Raw genomic sequence first — 22,377 nt, 5'->3', positions numbered from 1 at the left:
ATATGTTGATGCTACTTAATGAACTCAATAAAAATAATGTGTCAGTATGGACTAGTGAAAATAAGTTAAAACTGGCATTTACAGGAGAAACACCTCCTGTTCAACTCATTGATAAAGTAAAAGAAAAAAGAGAAAACATAGTAGATTTTCTCAACGAAAGAAGTATTTTCTCTGAAGAGGATTTTCAACGCCTTATCTTTAATAAAAATCATTCTAATTTTGATGAGTTCAGCAAACACGCTAAAAACAAAATTGAAGTGATATTTCCTGCTACCAGTTTGCAGCAAGGTTTTGTTTATCATCATTTAGCTCAGCCACAGGATGATGCCTATCGCATACAACTGCTGTTGGATTATCACGCACATTTAGACCTTACGGCCTACCAACAGGCCTGGGCGCTGGCTTCACTGCGCTTCCCCATCCTCCGCACCGCGTTTGACTGGGAAGGGGAAATCTTGCAGATAGTGACTGAGGGCGCCAGTATTGGCCCAACGAATTTCACACTCAAAGATATCAGCCCGTTACCGACAGAAGAGCGGGACGGCGCGATTGAAGCCATCCAACAACATGACCGGACACAGCCTTTTGATTTAAGCCAGCCCGGCTTAATCCGCCTCACTTTAATCCAACAACATGAACAGTTGGTAACGGTACTGATCACACAACATCACTGTATTTCCGACGGCTGGAGTAACCCCATTTTATTGCAAACCGTGCATGAGTATTACAACACGCTTGTGCAGGGACGGGTTCCTCAAATCACCGTGGAAACAGCTTATCTGGCGACGCAGCAATATCATCTTGATCATAAAGCCGCTTCCGAGGCTTACTGGGCTGAACACAAAACCCAGTTTCAGGGAGCCAATGATCTTTCCGCCCTGTTGAGTGATGACGTTGATCTGGCCCAGCTCAAAGCGGTTAAAAAACCCGCCAGCCAAATGCTGACCGTGCAGGGGAACGCCTATGAGCAGCTCAAGAGCATGTGTCGGGAGCAAGGGATCACGCTGAATGTGGTTCTGCAATTTGCCTGGCATAAATTGCTGCACAGTTACAGCGGGGATGAGCGAACCATTGTAGGCACCACCGTTTCCGGACGAGATGTGCCCGTAGAAGGGGTTGAGTCCAGCGTAGGCCTGTATATCAACACGTTGCCGCTACAAGTTCAGTGGAAACATAACAGTCCGGTTGCTGCCGTTTTACAGGAAATACAGCACGATATCGCCGCCCTCAACAGCCACAGTGCCGTATCACTCGCCAGCTTGCAGCCGGACGGGGAACGCCTGTTCCATAGCCTGCTGGTCTTTGAAAACTATCCGGCACCGGTAACGAACGAGAACGGGGAAGGCATTGAAAACAAACTGACATTCCGTCAGGCCATAGAAAAAGTGGATTATCCGGTGTTGCTGATGGCCTATGAACATGACAACAAACTGATAATGAAATTGAGTTATGGCGAAGATTGGCTGGCAGGCGGGCAGGCGCAGCGTTTACTTCGTCAACTTGAGCGCATTCTGCACACCGTCACCCGCGATCCGCACCAGCCACATCCCTCCGTGACGTTTCTCAGTGATGAAGAACGCCACACCCTGCTACACAGCTGGAATCAAACCGATGTACCGTACCCGCAGAACCAAACCCTGCAACAGCAGTTCGAGGTTCAGGCAGCAGCCACGCCGGATCACGTGGCGCTGGTGTTTGAGGGGGAAATCCTGACTTACCGTCAGCTCAATGAACGGGCGAACCAACTGGCGGTAGTGCTCCGTAAACGCTATCAACAGCAGCACAATAAGCCGATACCGGCAGACACGTCGATCGCCCTGTATCTGGATCGCAGTCTGGAGATGGTGATCAGCATGCTGGCAGTGCTGAAAGCGGGAGGAGCCTACGTACCGATTTCTCCAGAATACCCGCAGGAGCGAACCCGATTTATTCTGGCGGACACGCAGGCTCCTTTCGTCATTACCCAGCAGCGCCATCTGAAAACACTGGGAGAATATACTCAAGCGCTGGCAGCTCAACCGGCCCTGATCGCCGCAGATGACCGAACAGCAACCCACGGTCGGTCGGTGGAAAATCTTGTTCCAGTAAATGATCCCACTCATCTGGCCTATATCATCTACACCTCAGGAACTACTGGTCAACCCAAAGGCGTGATGGTTGAGCATGCCAGCGTCACGAATTTGACCGAGTTTATCGCCAGAACGCATTTACTGAGTCCGCAGGTCAACGTCCTGTTCTTCTCCAATTACGTCTTTGATGCGTCAGTTTTTGAGTTATTCCCGGCCCTGATGACCGGTGCAACCACATTTATTGCCCCCGCCAGCGTGACGACAGACAGCGAACAACTACTGGCCTTTATCAATGCCAACCAGATTACCAAGGCGTTTATTCCCACTGCCTTAATGAATCATTTCTCCGCTGAATTATTCCGCTCCACATTGCAGGTCATTCACACCGGCGGGGAAGCCCTGAATGCACTGCCTGTCCCGCCGGATATCCGGCTGTTTAACCAATATGGCCCCACCGAAACCACGGTATGCGCCACCCAGAACCGATTGTTGCAGGACGGAGAACGCGGGATCGGTAAAGGCATCGATAACACCCGCCTGTATGTCCTTGATGACCAAGGCAGCTTATCCCCGCTCGGAGCGCCGGGGGAACTCTATATTGGCGGCACCGGGCTGGCACGGGGATATTTAAATCGACCAGAGCTGACCACAGAACGCTTTGTGATAAATCCGTTTGTCACAGACGAAGATAAGGCTCAAGGCTATACCCGCCTGTATAAAACCGGCGACTTAGTCCGCTGGCGGCCGGACGGCAATCTGGAATATCTGGGACGCAATGATTTTCAGGTCAAAATCCGCGGCTACCGCATTGAACTGGGGGAAATCGAAAGTGCTCTCATCACACACCCTAAAGTCAAACAAGCGGTAGTGATTGATCACGAGCACAAGGGCAATAGAGCGCTGGCAGCGTATCTGGTGACAGATGAGATATTGTCGGATGAGATCTTAATTGAGCTCTTATCTGCCCGCTTGCCGGAATATATGGTGCCCGCCAGCTTTACCCGCATTGAGTCAATCCCCCTGACCCTGAACGGCAAGCTGGATCGTCGCGCCCTGCCGACGCCGGTAAAAGTGAATCAGGACAATTATGTGACTCCGCGCAATGAGCTGGAAACCCAATTGTGTGCCATCTGGCAAGACGTACTGGGGCTGGCGCAAGTTGGCATTGAAGATAACTTCTTCCGGATCGGCGGGGATTCAATTGTCAGTATCCGGCTGGTGTCCAAACTTCGGCAGGCGGGCTTTACCCTGCAAGTCAAATCGATTATTGAAGCGCCAACGGTGGCACGACTGGCACAATTGTTGGCACAGACGTCAACCACAGTAAGCACCATTGCAGAGCAAGGACGGTTAAGCGGGGAATTTGGCTTATTGCCTATCCAGCAAGACTTCTTCAGCCGGAACTTACCGTCTCCACACCATTGGAATCAGGCTTTTATGATCCAACTTTCCGGCGCAATCAGGCACGCTGATATCGAACAGGCTCTGATTAAGCTGACCGAACGACACGATATGCTGCGTGCCTACTTTGTCGATACAGGAGCGGGTTACCGCCAATGTTATCAGGCAGAAAATCCCTCTTGGCTGGCCGCATTACAACACGGCGACGTCAGCAGGTTAAGCGAGACAGAATTGCATCAGCAGCTGACACAGTGGCAGAGCAGGTTTGATTATTGTCATGGGCCTTTATGGCAGGCCGCTCATCTGACCGGATACGCTGACGGCAGCGCCCGATTATTCTTTGCATTCCATCACCTGATTATTGATGCAGTGTCCTGGCAGATTATTGCTGAAGATATGCGTTTATTGCTGCAAGGTGCAGCACTGCCGCCGAAGACAAGTAGCTATCGCCAGTGGGTGGACGCCGTACATCAGTATGCAGCACAGCACCAACAAGAGGTGCCCTACTGGCAGCATGTGATGGCAGGGACAGCGGTTTATTCAACCTCGGGTGAAATCAGTCAGCACCTACTGGAGATTTCTGCCGAACTGACGGACATCTTGCTGCACGAGGCCAATGCCGGTTACCATACCGAAATCAACGACTTATTACTCAGTACCCTCACTCTGGCATTGCAAGCGAGTTTTTCCCGATCAGTCAACCACATCATCCTTGAGGGGCATGGACGGGAAAACATCGATAACACCCTCGATATCTCAGAAACCGTAGGGTGGTTTACCTCCGTATATCCTGTTCGCCTGGAAATGCAGGCTGATATTGCTGAGACGATTATTCACACCAAAGAGATGCTCAGGGCCATACCGAATAAAGGCATTGGCTACGGCGCATTGCATCAAGCTGGGTATTTAACCGGCAATCTATCGGCAATCAACTTCAACTATCTTGGTCAGTTGGGGGGAGAAGCCGGGCAGCTCCGCCATCAAAATGGGTCTCTGACTCTTGTCGATTGCGGGGCAGTGATAGCCAGCGATAACCGCAGCCCTCTGCTGCTGGATATTAATAGTGCCGTTCAGGCAGGCAAGCTGCTATTCAGTGTGAGATCCCGTTTATCGCCGTCCCAGACAGAGAAATTTATCACCGCATTTGAGCAGGCCCTCAATAGCGTCATCATTGCCAGTCAGAAGAAAGTTCGGTTGGGCGGAATGAAGACCCCCAGTGATTACGGAATGAAAGAGATTCCTATCGAACGTCTCATCCATTTTCAGCAAATGTATCAGGTTGAAGCCCTGTATCCCGCCACCAGTTTGCAGCAAGGTTTTATTTATCATCATTTGTCCCAGCCGCAGGATGATGCCTATCGCGTACAACTGCTGTTGGATTATCACGCACATTTAGACCTTGCGGCCTACCAACAGGCCTGGACGCTGGCTTCACTGCGCTTTCCCATCCTCCGCACCGCGTTTGACTGGGAAGGGGAAATCTTACAGATAGTGACTGAGGGTGCCAGTATTGGCCCAACGAATTTCACGCTCAAAGATATCAGCCCGTTACCGGCAGAAAAATGGGACGGCGCGATTGAAACCATCCAACAACATGACCGGACACAGCCTTTTGATTTAAGCCAGCCCGGCTTAATCCGCCTCACTGTAATCCCACAACATGAACAGTTAGTAACGGTACTGATCACGCAACATCACTGCATTGCCGACGGCTGGAGTGGCCCGATTTTATTGCAAACCGTGCATGAGTATTACAACGCGCTGGTACACGGACAAACCCCAGAGGTCGTGGTGGAAACGGCCTATCTGGCGACGCAGCAATACCACCTTGATCATAAAGCCGCCTCCGAGGCTTACTGGAGTGAGCGCAAGACCCAGTTTCAGGGGACAAACGATCTTTCCGCCCTGTTGAGTGATGATGTTGATCTGGCCCAGCTCAAAGCGGTCGAAAAACCTGCGGCCCAGATGCTCACCGTACAGGGGAACGCCTATGAGCAGCTCAAGAGCATGTGCCGGGAGCAAGGGATCACACTGAATGTGGTTCTGCAATTTGCCTGGCATAAATTGTTGCACAGTTACAGCGGGGATGAGAGAACCATTGTAGGCACCACCGTTTCCGGACGAGATGTGCCCGTAGAAGGGGTTGAGTCCAGCGTGGGCTTGTATATCAACACGTTGCCGCTACAAGTTCAGTGGAAACATAACAGCACGGTTGCCACCGTTTTACAGGAAATACAGCACGATATCGCCGGCCTCAACAGCCACAGTGCCGTATCACTCGCCAGCTTGCAGCCGGACGGGGAACGCCTGTTCCATAGCCTGCTGGTCTTTGAAAACTATCCGGCACCGGTAGCGAACGAGAACGGGGAAGGCATTGAAAACAAACTGACATTCCGTCAGACCATCGAAAAAGTGGATTATCCGGTGTTGCTGATGGCCTATGAGCAGGGCAACAAACTGATAATAAAATTGAATTATGGCGAAGATTGGCTGGCGGGTGAACAGGCGCAGCGTTTACTTCGTCAACTTGAGCGTATTCTGCACGCAGTAACCCGCGATCCGCACCAGCCACATCCCTCCGTGACGTTTCTCAGTGATGAAGAACACCACACCCTGCTGCACAGCTGGAACCAAACCGACGTACCCTACCCGCAGAACCAAACCCTGCAACAACAGTTCGAGATTCAGGCAAAAACTACACCGGATCACGTGGCACTGGTGTTTGAGGCAGAAACACTGACTTACCGTCAGTTAAACGAACGGGCGAACCAACTGGCCGTGGTGATCCGCGAACACTATCAACAGCAGCACAATAAGCCGATGCCGGCAGATACACCGATCGCCTTATATCTGGATCGCAGTCTGGAAATGGTGATCAGCATGCTGGCAGTACTGAAAGCCGGCGGAGCCTACGTACCAGTGTCTCCAGCCTACCCACCGGAGCGAACCCGATTTATTCTGGCAGATACCCAACCCCCTTGCGTAGTGACCCAACGACGCTACCTGAAAACACTGGGAGAATATACACAAACGCTGGCAAATCAGCCGACACTGATCGCCGCTGATGATCGGAACACAACCCACGGCCAGCCGTCGGAAAATCTGACACCAGTGAATAGCGCCGCCGATCTGGCCTATATCATCTACACCTCAGGAACTACCGGTCAACCCAAAGGCGTAATGGTTGAGCACACCAGCGTCATGAATTTAACCCAGTTTATCGCCAAAACACATTTACTGAGTCCTCAGGTCAACGCCCTGTTCTTCTCCAATTACGTCTTTGATGCGTCAGTCTTTGAGTTATTCCCGTCCCTGATGACTGGCGCAACTACGTTTATTGCGCCCGCCAACGTAACGAGGGACAGTGAACAGCTACTGGCCTTTATCAATGCTAACCAGATTACCAAGGCGTTTATTCCCACTGCCTTAATGAATCACTTTTCCGCTGAATTATTTGGCTCTGCATTACAAATCATTCATACCGGCGGGGAAGTCCTGAATGCGCTGCCTGTCCCGCCGGATATCCGGCTGTTTAACCAATATGGCCCCACCGAAACCACGGTATGCGCCACCCAGAACCAATTGATGCAGAACGGAGAACGCGGGATCGGTAAAGGCATCGATAACACCCGCCTGTATGTTCTTAATGACCAAGGCAACCTGTCCCCAATCGGAGCGCCGGGAGAACTCTACATTGGCGGTGCCGGAGTCGCCCGGGGGTATTTGAATCGACCAGAACTGACCGCAGAGCGGTTTGTGGAAAACCCGTTTGCCACGGATGAAGATAAGGCTCAAGGCTACACCCGCCTGTATAAAACCGGCGACTTAGTATGCTGGCGGCCGGACGGCAATCTGGAATATCTGGGACGCAATGATTTTCAGGTCAAAATCCGCGGCTACCGCATTGAACTGGGGGAAATCGAAAGTGCCCTGTCCGCACATCCACAGGTCAAACAAGCGGTGGTGATGAACCGCGAGCACGAGGTCAATAAAGCGCTGGCGGCTTATTTGGTGACTGACGGGCCACTGTCGGATGAGACTTTAATCGGCTATTTATCGACCCGTCTGCCGGAATACATGATACCAGTCAGTTTTACCCAGATTGACTCGATCCCCCTGACCCTGAACGGCAAGGTGGACTACCGAGCCTTGCCGGAGCCGGTATGGGAAAACCGTGAGGGTTATGTGGCTCCGCGCGATGAACGGGAAACACAGCTATGTACGATTTGGCAAGAGGTGCTGGGGCGGGCGCGGGTCGGTATTGAGGATAACTTCTTCCGTATCGGTGGAGACTCCATCATTGCCATTAAACTGACTGCGACCATTCGCCGGACTCTAGCGATGGAGGTATCACTGACGCAGTTGTTTGAACTGAAAACCATTGCCGGACTGGCCGCTCAGATGGGGCAGCAAGCCTGCACGGTAATTCCTCACTTCGAGCTGACGCACTATCCCTTGTCATTTGCCCAAGAACGGATGCTCTTTATCGAACGTTTTGAGCAAGGCACCTATGCCTATCATATTCCTTCCTTAGTGCAGTTGAATGATGGGGCCTGCCTGCCGCTGCTGGAAACCGCAATTAACCGGGTAGTTGAGCGCCACCCCGTGATGAACACGGTATACCGCAGTGACGATGAAGGCCATGAATATCAGCACCTACTTGAAGGGAATCTTCTTCTTCGGTCACAATCTTGTGAAAATATAGACGCACTTTTGCAAGCAGTGCGCGCCGAGCTAACCACTCCGTTCGATCTGACCGCCGAACCCAGCCTGCGCCTGTGTCACTATCAGTTAGAAACGCCGTTGACAGAAACGCAAGTAGCCGAAAAGCATTACTTGCTGATCATGTGGCACCATATCGCCATCGATGGCTGGTCGATTGATATTTTTATGAATGAACTCGCGGAGATTTATCATTCTCTGCTAGAAAACCGTAACAGCCAACTCCCCGTTCTGGATATCACTTATGGCGACTACGCCAAATGGCAGCGGGAATATTTGCAAGGCGAAGTCCATAAACGTCAACTCGCATACTGGCAACAGACATTGGCGGGTTATGAACCGTTGACCTTGCCAACAGACAGGCCCCGCCCAACACAGGTGGATTATCGGGGACGGAATTTCGATTTTACGCTGGATGGTAAACTTTCCGAACAGTTAAGAACGCTGGCAAAAACACAAGAAACCACCCTGTATTCAGTGCTGCTCAGTGGTTTTTATGTCACTTTGGCGAAATTGTCCGGACAGGACGATATTATACTGGGCACTCCCACCGACAACCGACACCATGCGCAAACCCAACCATTGATCGGCATGTTCGTCAACTCGCTGATCTTACGGGCACAGATTGAACAAACCGACAGTGTGGAAAAGCTGATCCAGCAGACCCACAAGGTGATTGCCCAAGCCAAGTCTCACCAAGACATCCCATTTGAACAATTGGTTGACGCACTGGAGATTGAACGTGACGCCTCCCGTCACCCTATTTTCCAAGTTATGTTTGGGCTACAAAGCTTCGGTGAAAATCTGCCAAACGGAACAGATCTGCCGTTTAGTCCAGTTAAGCTGGACGAGCCTCTGCACACGCCAGCCAAGTTTGATCTGAGCCTGTTTATGTCTGATAGCCAAACCTGTCTTATTACTGGCGGCATCAATTACGCAGTGAGCCTGTTTGACGAAGCCACGATAACCCGTATCACTGATAGTTATCAGCGGGTTCTGACGGCTTTCGTCACAGACCAGAAACAATCTCTCGCCGGACTTGACGTATTGTCCGCGCAGGAGCGCCACACCCTGCTGCACAGCTGGAACCAGACTGACACGCCGTACCCACAGAACCGAACCCTGCAACAACAATTCGAGGCACAGGTAGAAGCCACACCGGATAACGAAGCTCTGATCTTTGAAGGGAAAACGCTGACTTACCGCCAACTTAACGAACAGGCGAACCAGCTAGCCGTGGTGATCCGCGAACACTATCAACAGCAGCACAATAAACCGATGCCGGCAGACACCCCCATCGCCCTGTATCTGGATCGCAGTCTGGAGATGGTGATCAGTATTCTGGCAGTACTGAAAGCAGGTGGAGCCTATGTGCCGATGTCACCGGAATATCCGCCGGAGAGAATCCGATTTATTCTGGCAGACACGCAGTCTCCATGCGTGGTAACACAGCTACGACATCTGGCAGCACTAGAGGAATATACGTACAAACTGATGGAGCAACCTGCACTGATCGCTTCGGATGACCAAACCGTGACCCTCGACCGACCAGTGGAAAACCCAGTGCCAATAAATGGAGCCACTGATCTGGCCTATATCATCTACACCTCAGGAACAACCGGTCAGCCGAAAGGAGTTGAGCTGACGCATAAAAGCATTGTTAATCGCCTGTGCTGGATGCAATCCCAATATCCTTTCAATGCGACAGATAAAGTGCTGCAAAAAACTCCGTATACCTTTGACGTCTCCGTATGGGAACTACTGCTGGCGAACTGGGTCGGGGCCAGTATCGTGATTGCCTCGCCTGAGATCCATAAACAGCCAGAAGCTCTGCATCAACTTATGCTGAAAACCGGCGTGACGTTGCTTCACTTTATCCCGTCTATGCTAGGGGCATTTTGTCAAACGCTACAGGCTACCAAGCAGCAGTTATCAGATAAAATCCGCCATGTCTTTTGTAGCGGGGAAGCGCTGACGTCTTCTCAGGTCAGTGCATTTGCAAGCATTAATCCAGGCTCCAGTGCCTTAATTAACCTCTATGGGCCAACAGAAGCCGCGATTGAAGTCACCTACGTCGATACCGCCGAAGAATTTACCAGCAATGTCCCCATTGGCCGGGCAATCCATAATACCCGTTTGTATGTCCGTGATAGTCACGGCAATCTGTCCCCTATCGGTGCGCCGGGGGAACTCTATATCGGCGGAGTCGGATTGGCACGGGGGTATTGGAACCGACCAGAGCTGACAGCTGAAAATTTTGTGGTGAACCCGTTTGCAACAACAGAAGATATAGCCCTGGGCTACACCCGCCTGTATAAAACCGGCGACTTAGTCCGCTGGCGGCCGGACGGCAATCTGGAATATCTGGGGCGCAATGATTTTCAGGTCAAAATCCGCGGCTACCGCATTGAACTGGGAGAAATCGAAACGGCTCTGGCCTTGCATCCACAAATTAAACAGGCAGTGGTGATTGATCGGGAACATGAGGGCAACAAAGCCCTGGTGGCTTACCTAATCACTGACGGGGAACTATCGAATGAAGCCCTGATTGGGCATCTGTTCACCCGTCTGCCGGAATACATGGTACCCGCCAGCTTTACCCGAATTGAATCAGTGCCCCTGACCCTCAATGGCAAACTGGATCGCCGAGCCTTGCCTGCACCAGTGTGGGACAACCGTGACCACTATGTCGCTCCGCGCAATGAACTGGAAACGCAGCTTTGTACTATCTGGCAGAAAGTGCTGGGGCTGGCGCAGGTCGGCATTGAGGATAATTTCTTCCGTATCGGTGGAAACTCCCTTATGGCCATTAAACTGACGGCAGCCATTCATCGTGAAATGGAAATGGATATTCCATTGCACATTCTGTTTAGCCACAAATCTATTTCTTTGTTATCTGCATGGTTAGAAGCTGATTGCTCTAAATGCAACTTACTTAATGTATTAACTCCAGAATCAACAGCAACGAATAAACTGTTTATGATTCATGCAGCCAGTTGCGGCAGTGAAGTATATGCTGCTTTAGCCAATGCTTTATCTGATGTATATAACTGTATAGGCATTGATAATTACAATCTCATTACGAATAACCCAGTAGGATCATTGCAAAAGATATCTCAAATCTATTTGGAATTTATTTTGTCTGAAACTTCTATTGATAAACCTATTAGAATTTTAGGATGGTCATTAGGAGGGCAGTTGGCTATGGAGGTTGCATATCAGTTAGAACAAGTCGGTGCAAAAGACATTAAATTATTCTTATTAGATACAGTTATCAATACTAAACAGATAAAAGAAATCAGAAATAAAATAGATATGTCATATGCATTTAAAGAGATTACAATGAAATTACAAAATATGGGAGCATCCAACCGTTATATAGATAAGGTATTGTCAGCAATGCCGTTTGAACATGAAATGGTTAATTGTGATTTAAGTGGGAAATTATCACATACAAACATCACCTTATTTAAAGCGGGTAAAATGAATCCAGATTATAAAGGGGTTGCTGGATTAGAGATAAATCAATTGGTAGTAAAACTACCAGATAATAATATCTCGAAATGGGTAACTAATCCCTTAGTAATCAAATGGATTAATGATCGCTCCCACTCAGATGTTATTGAGTCTATTTCGACTATCAGCACTGAAATAATCAGCGAGTTGTCAATTGAGGGTTATATCAATATAAGTTAATTTGATTGCTATGCTTGATTTTAGTGGGCCTAAATTTAGGCCCACATATTTTAGCGTCAAGTCATTACCGGAGACAGAACAACTATAATTATTTATCTTAAGCTCGCGTTCTACGCTAATTTACGATAGCATCTGCGCCCTTTTAAAAATTTTCCACGATTGAGAATGAGGGAACCTATGTTCATCGGTTTTGACTATGGCACATCGAATTGCGCGGTAGCAGAGATGATCGGGGATACGCCACGGTTGATTGCTATCGAAAATGATAACTTCTACATTCCTTCTGCTCTGGCTGCACCGACCCGAGAATCAGTTTCTGAGCACTTATTTCGTCACTGGAATATCAGCCCAGGCAATCAAACGGGTGAACAGCTACTTCGTAGTGCGATAACTGCGAACCGTGAGGAAGGTATTGAGCTTTTGCCAGATGATATTGTATTTGGGCAAGAAGCATTAGCTCGATATTTGGAAAATCCCCAAGATGTTTACTACGTAAAATCGCCGAAGTCTTTCCTGGGTGCAATGGGATTAAGGGATACTCAAATCAGTTTTTTTGAGGATCTGGTCTGCGCCATGATGGCGAATATCAAGCAGCGGGTAGAAGCCAATAAACAGCAGGCTGTTGAAGACGTCGTGATTGGCCGTCCGATCAATTTTCATGGGCGTGGTGGCGACAAATCTAACCAACAAGCTGAGACAATTTTATTTGATGCCGCAAAACGAGCGGGATTTCGCAACATTGAGTTTCAATTTGAACCAGTAGCTGCTGGTTTGGAATATGAAGCCACACTGACAGAAGATAAAACTGTGCTGGTAGTCGATATTGGCGGCGGAACAACAGATTGCTCCCTGATCCAGATGGGGCCAAGCTGGAGAGGAAAATCCAAACGCAGCGACAGCTTACTGGCACATACTGGCCAGCGTATCGGCGGGAACGATTTAGATATTAATCTGACCTTTAAACAACTCATGCACCCTTTTGGATTAGGAAGTAAAGTTGCTTCGGGTATTGATATGCCACTGACTCAATTTTGGAATCCAATTGCCATCAACGATGTGCAGGCTCAGAAAGAGTTCTACTCTCGCCAGAATTTAACGGCATTAAAATCTTTGCATAGAGACGCCCAAGAACCAGAGAAATTAGCCCGATTATTGAAGGTGTATCAAGACACACTGGGATACAGCTTGGTTCGCAGTGCAGAAGAAGCCAAAATTGCCCTTTCAGACCAATCTGAACATCGCGTTAAATTAAACTTATTATCAGAGATTATTGAAGTTAACATTCAGCGCGAGCAGATGATTGCCGCAATCGAATCCACTAAAGCGAAAATGGCTAAGTTGGTTAGCGAAGCGGTGGTGCAAGGGGGAACTCAGCCCGATGTGATCTTTATGACAGGCGGTTCAGCGAGTTCGCCTATTCTCCGCCAGACAGTTGAACAAGAGCTACCGGGCATCCCGCTGGCCGGTGGTAACTACTTCGGCTCAGTGACTACAGGTCTGGCTCGTTGGGCAAAAATTTGTTTTGATTGATAGACTGCAAACAGGCCCAATAAAAAAGAAAAATCAGAGTTAGATTATGATATTTGTTCATTTTTTGAAGATATGAGTTTTTTTCTTCTGACAATAATGCATATACAGAATGAGATTTTTGACAAAGCCAGCAAAATGTACCTGTAATAGATGAATTTGAATGGTAACTGGGGCGAATGAGCACGACCAACAAAGCAGCAACCTGAAAGATCAAGGATATAAAGTCAAATGGTTTTATATCCTGATACAGGAACATTCTAATCACTAATCCGGATCAACCCTCTTTTTTCTAGTAAATCCGTGCCAATACACTGGCCAGCTATTCTCTTTTCCCACGTTATTAATAAAAGATGCGATCGCAATAAGCGCCAAGCTGCCAGTTAATACAGGCGTAAAAAGAAAATCAAAACCAACAGCTTCCTGACCAGCTAGAAAGATAACCAATGGATTAGCCCCCGCAGGTGGATGCACAACACGAAATAGCTGCATCAACATAATGGCTATTCCCACCGCCAGAGACATCACAATCAACGAGTCACCCAATGAATACAATGTCAGAAGCCCTACAGCCGTCGCCAGTAAATGCCCGCCAATAATATTTCTCGGCTGGGCGAGTGGGGAAGCCGGAGCCGCGAAAAGGATGACACAAGTAGCCCCAAAAGGAGCCATTAACCACGGATATTCTGTCGTTTGGCTTAAATAGCTCAATACTAAGATCCCTAGGAACCCCCCTGATAACCCTTTAATTAATTGAACAAAATCCGGCCTTGGAGGTAAACCGCCCCCGCCCCTCAATTTACTCATGTTTCACTCTCCAGATGATTAGCGTGCAATATTACTCAGTAAGTGTGATACTTCGTGTGTACAAATCTGTACACCCATCAAATGGTACAGATCTGTCCACTTAAAAACAACCTCTGATTTGCAAAAATAAGAGTACTAATCAAAACTAATTGAAATAACTAAGAAAAATGACTATGAGCAAAAAAAATCACATCTTAGACATTGCAGAATCACTGTTTAATGAATTCGGTTACAACGCAGTTGGGGTCGATCTGATTCGAGATAAGGCAAATGTGTCAAAAACCTCTATGTACCGCTACTTCGGCTCCAAAAACAAACTGATTGAAAGCCTACTAATCAGGCGACATAAGAGATTTGAAGAGGCGCTAAATAACACAGTATCCGCCACAGAAGGAACTGAAAATAAGCTAAATGCGATCCTTGATTGGCATTTTTCATGGTTCCAATCCCCTGATTTTAAAGGTTGCCTGTTTATGCATGCCTTAGCAGAATTTAAAGGCCACGACGAGATTATCGCCAAACAAGCTCAACAACATAAAACGTGGCTAAAATCACTCTTATTCTCAATTTTCACAGCCAACCAAAAAGATGCCGAAACCAAGACGGAAATCCTGATGACATTTATCGAAGGGATGATAGTTCGGGCAGAATTTGGCGAAATTGTAGGTTGCGAACAAATTTATCGAATGGGAGCGAAAGCACTGCTCTGAATTTATCAAAAACAAGGGCTTACTCGTCAATTAACTTTATCTATATCTAATGGTTCCCAATTTGCAGTCAACAACTTGAAAAATGAGGGGATAAGTCAGCAATTATCATCATGTTCCATCACTGGAGGCTATATAACATGCCTGTGTACCAGATGAGTTGGATATTATGACTATGATTAAACGACGATTGAACGCACTTCTTCATTACATCGATGAAAATATCGACACCAATATGAATGGAGAAAGTTTGAGCAGCATTGCTGCCTGTTCTAAATATCACTTTCACCGATTATTTTCCGCAAATTACGGTATCGGCGTTGCTGCGTATATCAGGCAGCTCCGATTAAAAAAAGCAGTTTATGATCTGGCGTATAGCCATAGTTCAATTATAGATATTGCTCTTACATGTGGTTATGAAAGTCCAGAAGCATTCTCTAGAGCGTTCAAAAGTGCTGTTGGTCAAAGTCCTATGGAATTCAGGAAAAAACCTGATTGGTCTATCTGGTATAGCCGGCACCAAATCATAAATGATATTAGGACTAAAGTAATGAATGAGAGACTACCGCTTGTTGAAGTAAAAATCGTTAGCTTTCCAGAAACCTCGGTGGCAGTGATGGAACACAAAGGTTCTCCATCAGATATCGGTAATACAGTTCGAGAGTTCAAGGAATGGAGAATAGGCAATAAATTGCCGCCCGAACGGTACAGAACGTTCAATCTCGTTTATGCCGATCCCGAAAAAGTTGAACCGGATGAATACCAATTTGATTTATGTGTAGAAATCACCTCAACGTTTGAGGTTAACCACCCCAAAATTATCCAAAAAACCCTTCCATCAGGAAAATGTGCCTATATAAGACATATCGGCTCAGATGGTGAAATACCTGTCATAGTCAATTACCTGTATACACGTTGGTTATCGGAAAACAATCAAGAAATTAGGGATTTTCCGCTATTTTTTGAACGAATAAAGTTGTTCCCAACTGTCCCTGAAGCCGAGGCCGTGACAGATATTTATCTACCCCTGATATAAAAGGTCATACCTTACACTGTCAAGTTGCGGCTATGTTGGTTGTACCGCAATTTGGAATCTATTGGCTATATGATTGTCCAGTCTCTTAATCAAGAATTCCTGACTAAGAGACTGGCTATCATAAGTTCAAAAAACAAACTAATGTTACCCTGGTGTTGGGCGAATAAAAATTATAATTCAAAATAATGAAAATTATTTGTCTGCATAAAGGGAGACATGTCCCCCTAACCTAACGTCCAGACAAAATATAAATTTTAACTTATGTTTTGACGATGAAATTAATACACCAGACAAATGTTAAAATCAACATATAAAAACACAAATGTTGATTTTAATGATGAATAAGTATGTCATTATTTGATAGCCAATAAATAAAATATGGAACAAATATTACGTATCTAATTGATAGTAAAATAAAATTATATCTTAGATGCAATGTATTCATATTCAGTAGGGAGTAAGAACTGAACATACTATTTACCTTATAAATAGTATGTATATCAACCGCCAGATTGCATAAATATTCATGTGATAAACCTATGTGATAACAATTAGCTTTATAAAAATAAATACATATAAAAACCGTAATAAATATTATTTAGTTATAAACAAATAAGGCAAGATTGTTAGCGAAGAAAGAGCATGAGGGACATTCCCCCATGCGGTTTATCAATTTGCTGTTTTAACAACCCATCGGTTAAATAAATAACGTGAGCCGTAAGCAGGAAAGACATTAAACAATGCGAAGAAAATCTTAATTAAGATTTGTACAACCATCATTGTAATAATTTGATTTAAAGGTAGTTTTCCATAGAATGCGACAAGACAGAAAACAAAACTATCAATCACTGATGCAATAAACGTACTGAAGAATACCCTTAATGCCAAAAAGCGGGAATTTGTCATGTCCTTCAATTTGCACAAGATATAAGAATTGACAAGCTCTGAAACCAAAAATGACAGCGAGGAAGCAAAAATTGCCGACAGAATATGGCTCATTAGAGCATTGTACTGATCATTTAAATCCCAACTTGGAATGGCGGGTAAACTCGTTGAAATACTCAACAGAGATACAATGATCAGGTTAGAAACTAATGACATATATATTGCTTTTCTTGCCAACCTGAACCCATAAAATTCACTCAATAAATCAATAACTAAAAATGAAAAAGGGTAAATAAAGGTACCAGGAGTGACAATAATATCAAGGTATTCAATGTAAACGGGTTTAGCTGCTGCTATATTGCTAAATGTATAGAAAATTGTCAGTAATAATGCGAGAAATGAATACACAATCCAAGATTTTTCATTACGCTCTTCAATTTCATAAACTGAGGGGGTATTTGGAAAACTAGAATATAGCTTCCTATAAAGCGATTTTATCTCGTGATTGTCGAGATCATCTGCTATTTCACTCTTCTCAAGCTCCTTTGTGTTTATTTTTAATACTTTTCCGGTTGATGAAATTAATACGTTAGCGGTATTATCCTGACTGTTGAATCCCAATAATTTATATTTTTTTCCCATATCCGAACCGTTCTTCCATTATATCCCCAATCACCATCAAACTATCCGAACTTTCTCTATTGAATTCTTTGATATGAAACTGCTGCTGTTTTGGTTCGAAACATAATTTTGGATTATTGTTCTGGTAATGACCCCTCTTAATTATTAATAAATCCCCAGCATTATATTTACCTGAGAAATCATTCTCAAGTAAAACGGCAACGATATTAGGTCCCGACCCAAAATAATAAGTCAGTTTTCTTTCAACAATGAGAGAACCGATTTTGCTGTCATAAAAGTCAGGAGTAATGCACTCAGATTGCATAAATAGCGGAACAGCACAGGGATTCATGTTTCCTTCATAAGAGATGATGGCATCCAAACGTTCTTTTTCTGCGATATCAGTTGTCTCTATTTCACTATATGATACGCCAAAGAAATTGGAGACTTTCTGTATTGTGGAAGAGTGAACGCTTTGAACTCTGCCATCCAGAATATTATAGATGGTTGTACGGTTAAGACCTGTTCGATCGCAGATCGATACTCTTGTCTCTCCTCTGGAATCAAGCAGATATTGCAAATTTTTTCTTAGGTGTTCCATTTTTTGTGTTTTATACATATCAACGCCCAGAAAAATATATAACTAGCTAATTTATATGATCTTTTAGATTAAACACTTTTTATGGAATAAGGAAAGAGTGAAAAACACTCTTGTCATTAAACAGCAAAAGTGATAGCAATTTCGTTCTAGACGGGATTATTTAATAAAATAGAGAAATCATTTACTATAGAAAATATTAATTTTATAAGTTATATTTTAGTGGAGACTAACAAAAACAGATAATAAAAAGAATAGCCAAAGAATAGAGAAAATATGACTTATGTAGATATTTTTTAGTTTCAATTTAGCAATCTCCACGGAAAAATTAGCTTTATGAATATGGAGTCAATGAAGGTAGGGATATAAATACAAACGTTATTATTTTTAAATTAAAATTTAACAAGTATAAATTATATGAGATAGAGATGAGTTTATCCTATAAAAATAATGAACCCTATTTAAAGGGGCTAATCGCCATGATGGAGCATCTCAGCGATCCTTGGGGCATTAAGGATTTAGAGTCCCGACATATCTATATGAATAAAGCGGCTTACCTTTACACCAACACACCAGAAAATTTTGACGTCGAAGGTAAGTTAGACTGTGAGTTCCCAACTGATTGGTCTGACGATCAATTTTCACAAGATCTTAAAGAACATGACCGGAGAACAGAAGAATCAAAAGATAGAGTTTCCATTATCGAAACACATTATTGGTACGGAAAAAACAGTTTAGCGCCTTTCATCAGTGAAAAATTTCCTGTGTATAACGATGAAAAAGAGTGCATCGGGATAGTTTGGAACGCTAAGCCACTGAGTAGCCTCTCCCCTTTAAAATATATTAACCGCCAAAAACCCAGCGTTATCACTACAGAAGCTGTCACAGACCTATTTACCCAAGGTGAGCTTGATATCATCTTCTTAATGCTGCAAAGACGCTCAAATAAGGAAATCGCCCAAATATACAACGTTAGCCACAAAACGATAGAAAACAGAGTCTACAACATCTATCAGAAGGCCAATGTCCATTCGATTCAGCAATTTGAGGAGTTTTGTCGGCATTTACAATTAGATAGCTATATTCCAGAACGTCTAATTGAAAAAGGTGTTCTGTTTATCTAAAGCAATCAAAGGAATGATAATAGTGCTCAAAATTGAACACTGTCCACTGAGCCGAGTGCCACAAACACAGCGTTTATCACTGTTAAGCGTGGCTATCGTTCATATGGGCATGTTGACGGCATTGGATCAATTTATGCTTGGGGCTGTGCTCGGCAACTCCATGGCACTGATCGATACCTTTATCGCCATTTTTATCGGCAGTCTGATCTTTGGGATTGCCACTTTCGGGCTTGGCTTTGCGGGGATGCGTGAGGGCTTATCTGGCAGTCTGCTGGCTCGATGGTGTGGTTTTGGCCGTATAGGATCAGTGTTAATTGGCTTGGTTGTTGCAGTCAGTTTATTGGGCTGGTTTGGTATCCAAAATGCGATTTTCGCCCATTCCCTGAACTTTGCCACCGGCGATAAACTCGGGTTCGTCTGGGCAGCAGCGCTATCAGGCATTTTGTTGACAGCGTTGGTTGCCTTTGGTTTTAAAGCGTTGCGGTTTACCGCCAGAATCGCCGTGCCGCTGTTTATTCTACTCGTCGCTTATATTTCTACTCAGGTATTATCCGGAGGCGCGAGTCAACAACTGCATGAAATCATCACGTTGCCTCACTCAGGTGAGACATTGTCCATCAATGCAGGCATCACGATTGTGGTTGGTGGTGCGATTGTTGCCAGCTTGATGACTCCCGATTTGACCCGTTATACCAAATCAGGCAAGCATGTTTTTGGGATCACGTTGCTGACTATCCTTGCTGGTGAATTTGTGATTAATGGTTTGGCGATCCTCATTGTAAAAGCCCTGAATACGGCGGATGTCGTCACTATTATGTCGCAAGCCGCAGGGGGAGCCGGTCTTCTGGTTGTCGTATTCTCTACATTAAGAGTCAATGACCTGAACCTGTATTCTTCTTCATTAGGCGTTATCAACGCCGTAGAAGGCATAACCGGCAAAAAACTTCGCTATCCCCCAACGACGATGATGATCGGAATGCTAGGAACGCTACTTTCTATTCTGGGTATTCTAGAACGGTTTGTGGATTTCCTGACTGTATTAGGCGTCGTCTTTCCTCCCATTCTTGGGATCATGTTGGTTGATTACTATATTCTACGTTCCCACCGCAAAGTGTTGGATGAGAGTCGGCAACAAGGCACTCTTCCGAATGAAACGCCAACCATTGGCTGGGCGGCCATTATCGCCAGTCTTATTGGCAGTGTTATTGGTCTGGGAGCGGATTGGGGCGTTCCAGCAATTAACTCATTATTGGTAGCAAGCGTAGCCTATGGGCTATTTAAGCTAGTCTGCAAACGCCTTTAACATTACGCTTTCATGATATTGCTCCCCATTTGGGGAGCAATTCTCCACTTAACGGCTGGCATGTTTTGCCGCATATTCCTCGCCATTAACCCATTGGTGATCTTTTTCCCATGTAAATAACCAGTTACGCGTTGGGCCAGCCATCACATTCAGGTAATAACTGTCATACCCCGCTATAGTGGCTACGGGGTGATAGCCTTTCGGCACCATCACCACATCCTTGTTATAGACCGCCATTACTTCATCCAGTGAGCGATCGTCAGTGTAGACTCTCTGCACGCAAAAACCCTGCGATGGATCCAAGCGGTGATAATAAGTCTCTTCCAAATAGGTTTCTTGTGGTGCGTTATCGGTATCATGTTTGTGGCTAGGATAAGAGCTGGTACAACCCTCATCGGTATAAACCTCAACAACCAATAAGCTATCCGCTGGTTGATCATCGGGCAGGATATTGTGAACATAGCGCCGATTATTACCATTGCCACGCTGTTCAGCACTAATATCCTGCGGCGTAACCAAACGGGTGGGATAATTTCCCTTGCCTTTCGCCTGACATACGGCCAGTTCAAGGTGAGTTTCGGCAATGATTTCCATCGCTTCATGCGGTGCAACGTAGACGGCGTAAGGCTTTTTACGCTCAAATGGGTTCATGCGATCCCCAACCTGCGCAAACTGTTGCTGAGGTGTCACTACCGTGGCTTTTCCCGCCACCAACACTAGACAGGTTTCATTTTCCGATGCGGGCAAGGTGATGGATTCTCCCGCATTCAATTCATAAACAGCAAAGTAAACATATCCCCAATTTGCCGTTTCCGGTGTGATATGTTGTGTCCGTTTATCCTGATCAGGTGCTTGGTATTTTGACAATAGTTTAGACATTTGGCCCCCCAATCTTCGCGTTTAAATCAATCCCGCTTCTTTGGCGAATCTGTACAAATTGTTATATCCCATCGTGGCATAAGTCAGTGGGTGGGCGACGGCAGGATCTTGTTCTGCTTCAACCACCAGCCAGCCGTTATAGTGATTCGCCTTCAATACCTCAAAAATAGCCGGATAATCGACGCAACCATCTCCCGGTACGGTAAAAACGCCATTCAAGACGGCATCAAGGAAGCTGGTTTTGCGGTTTTTGGCATCTTTTAACACATCTGGACGAATATCTTTGCAGTGCACATGATTAATACGTTTGCACCAGCGTTTTGCCACTGCCAATGGATCATCCCCCGCAAAGGTCAGATGCCCTGTATCCAACAACAAACCCACTTCTTCGCCTGTATTTTCCATCAGATTATCGACATCTTGCGCACTTTCAATCACAGTTCCCATATGGTGATGATAAGTAATCTGAACTCCCTGCGACTGAGTATAACGGGCAAATTCCGTCAGTTTTTCGCCATATTCTTGCCAGCGATCTGTCGGAAACAGTGGACGAAGATGCACAGGTTTATCCTGATTGCCATGAATACAGTGTGTCACTTCGGCAAAAACCATCACAGTAGCACCCAATTCACATAACAGGGCCAAATATGGCTGAACAGCGGCAATTTCTTCTTCAACACTGCGCGTCAGCAGTTCACCGGAATACCAGCCAGACACCAATTGCAAATCATGGGCAACCAAGATAGGTCCCAAAATCTGCGCCTGGCGGGGAAATTTATTACCCAGTTCAAAACCTGTAAATCCCGCCTTCCGACCTTCTGTCAGACAAGTTTCTAAAGGTGTTTCAGCACCCAAAGAAGGCAAGTCATCATTGGTCCATGTCAAGGGGTTGATGCCAAGTTGAACAGCCATAAGAGTTCTCCTGTAAGATGAAAAAGATAATGTTCTATTAGAGTTGTTATCTGTTGGCTCTGTGATTTATTTTTTGTTATTTATTTTTTG

General features: G+C 45.7%; 11 protein-coding genes. 6 read left to right on the top strand and 5 right to left on the bottom strand.

The window, feature by feature from the left end:
- Nucleotides 1–2: 2 nt before the first annotated feature.
- Both H8A87_RS13335 and yegD read left to right on the top strand, forming a co-directional pair.
- Nucleotides 3–11,888, top strand: coding sequence for a non-ribosomal peptide synthetase (locus H8A87_RS13335; RefSeq protein ID WP_198690436.1), 11,886 nt, complete (start codon nucleotides 3–5; stop codon nucleotides 11,886–11,888).
- A gap of 177 nt (nucleotides 11,889–12,065) precedes the next feature.
- Nucleotides 12,066–13,418, top strand: coding sequence for a molecular chaperone (gene yegD, locus H8A87_RS13330; RefSeq protein ID WP_198690435.1), 1,353 nt, complete (start codon nucleotides 12,066–12,068; stop codon nucleotides 13,416–13,418).
- Between the two features lie 264 nt (nucleotides 13,419–13,682).
- On the opposite strand, the gene H8A87_RS13325 is transcribed toward yegD, so the two are convergent.
- The gene (locus H8A87_RS13325; RefSeq protein ID WP_198690434.1) at nucleotides 13,683–14,222 is read right to left on the bottom strand and encodes an HPP family protein; all 540 of its coding nucleotides are present in this window, start codon (nucleotides 14,220–14,222) and stop codon (nucleotides 13,683–13,685) included.
- A gap of 173 nt (nucleotides 14,223–14,395) precedes the next feature.
- Between H8A87_RS13325 and H8A87_RS13320 the strand changes: the two genes are divergently transcribed.
- Both H8A87_RS13320 and H8A87_RS13315 read left to right on the top strand, forming a co-directional pair.
- Nucleotides 14,396–14,932, top strand: a complete 537-nt coding sequence (locus H8A87_RS13320) for a TetR/AcrR family transcriptional regulator (protein ID WP_198690433.1) — start codon at nucleotides 14,396–14,398, stop codon at nucleotides 14,930–14,932.
- A gap of 166 nt (nucleotides 14,933–15,098) precedes the next feature.
- On the top strand, nucleotides 15,099–15,965 hold the full coding sequence (locus H8A87_RS13315) for an AraC family transcriptional regulator (protein WP_198690432.1): 867 nt from the start codon (nucleotides 15,099–15,101) through the stop codon (nucleotides 15,963–15,965).
- Between the two features lie 669 nt (nucleotides 15,966–16,634).
- Here H8A87_RS13315 and H8A87_RS13310 read toward each other — a convergent pair.
- Nucleotides 16,635–17,492, bottom strand: coding sequence for a queuosine precursor transporter (locus H8A87_RS13310; RefSeq protein ID WP_198690431.1), 858 nt, complete (start codon nucleotides 17,490–17,492; stop codon nucleotides 16,635–16,637).
- Nucleotides 17,476–18,090, bottom strand: a complete 615-nt coding sequence (locus tag H8A87_RS13305; protein WP_198690430.1) for a helix-turn-helix domain-containing protein — start codon at nucleotides 18,088–18,090, stop codon at nucleotides 17,476–17,478. The genes H8A87_RS13310 and H8A87_RS13305 overlap by 17 nt, the downstream gene beginning before the upstream one ends.
- A 407-nt stretch (nucleotides 18,091–18,497) precedes the next feature.
- Between H8A87_RS13305 and H8A87_RS13300 the strand changes: the two genes are divergently transcribed.
- A complete protein-coding gene (locus H8A87_RS13300) occupies nucleotides 18,498–19,193 on the top strand; it encodes a helix-turn-helix transcriptional regulator (RefSeq protein ID WP_198690429.1) in 696 nt (231 codons plus the stop codon).
- A 22-nt stretch (nucleotides 19,194–19,215) separates the two neighbouring features.
- On the top strand, nucleotides 19,216–20,496 hold the full coding sequence (locus H8A87_RS13295) for a cytosine permease (RefSeq protein WP_198690428.1): 1,281 nt from the start codon (nucleotides 19,216–19,218) through the stop codon (nucleotides 20,494–20,496).
- A gap of 48 nt (nucleotides 20,497–20,544) precedes the next feature.
- On the opposite strand, the gene iolB is transcribed toward H8A87_RS13295, so the two are convergent.
- Together iolB and iolE are read right to left on the bottom strand one after the other, a co-directional pair.
- The gene (gene iolB / locus H8A87_RS13290; protein WP_198690427.1) at nucleotides 20,545–21,375 is read right to left on the bottom strand and encodes a 5-deoxy-glucuronate isomerase; all 831 of its coding nucleotides are present in this window, start codon (nucleotides 21,373–21,375) and stop codon (nucleotides 20,545–20,547) included.
- 21 nt (nucleotides 21,376–21,396) lie between these two features.
- Complete coding sequence (iolE, locus tag H8A87_RS13285; protein WP_198690426.1) at nucleotides 21,397–22,287, bottom strand: myo-inosose-2 dehydratase; 891 nt, start codon at nucleotides 22,285–22,287, stop codon at nucleotides 21,397–21,399.
- Nucleotides 22,288–22,377 lie beyond the last annotated feature (90 nt).

The organism is Xenorhabdus lircayensis, from assembly GCF_016306625.1.
GTDB classification, from domain to species: Bacteria; Pseudomonadota; Gammaproteobacteria; order Enterobacterales; family Enterobacteriaceae; genus Xenorhabdus; species Xenorhabdus lircayensis.
Note: the sequence above shows the minus strand (reverse complement) of the source record. Positions and strands in the feature narration are given on the sequence as shown.

What these genes read in the sequence shown, in the direction of transcription:
- H8A87_RS13305 (WP_198690430.1), bottom strand. Translation starts at nt 18,090, where the DNA reads ATGTATAAAACACAAAAAATGGAACACCTAAGAAAAAATTTGCAATAT.
- iolB (WP_198690427.1), bottom strand. Translation starts at nt 21,375, where the DNA reads ATGTCTAAACTATTGTCAAAATACCAAGCACCTGATCAGGATAAACGG.
- H8A87_RS13325 (WP_198690434.1), bottom strand. Translation starts at nt 14,222, where the DNA reads ATGAGTAAATTGAGGGGCGGGGGCGGTTTACCTCCAAGGCCGGATTTT.
- H8A87_RS13335 (WP_198690436.1), top strand. Translation starts at nt 3, where the DNA reads ATGTTGATGCTACTTAATGAACTCAATAAAAATAATGTGTCAGTATGG.
- H8A87_RS13310 (WP_198690431.1), bottom strand. Translation starts at nt 17,492, where the DNA reads ATGGGAAAAAAATATAAATTATTGGGATTCAACAGTCAGGATAATACC.
- yegD (WP_198690435.1), top strand. Translation starts at nt 12,066, where the DNA reads ATGTTCATCGGTTTTGACTATGGCACATCGAATTGCGCGGTAGCAGAG.
- iolE (WP_198690426.1), bottom strand. Translation starts at nt 22,287, where the DNA reads ATGGCTGTTCAACTTGGCATCAACCCCTTGACATGGACCAATGATGAC.
- H8A87_RS13315 (WP_198690432.1), top strand. Translation starts at nt 15,099, where the DNA reads ATGACTATGATTAAACGACGATTGAACGCACTTCTTCATTACATCGAT.
- H8A87_RS13320 (WP_198690433.1), top strand. Translation starts at nt 14,396, where the DNA reads ATGAGCAAAAAAAATCACATCTTAGACATTGCAGAATCACTGTTTAAT.
- H8A87_RS13300 (WP_198690429.1), top strand. Translation starts at nt 18,498, where the DNA reads ATGAGTTTATCCTATAAAAATAATGAACCCTATTTAAAGGGGCTAATC.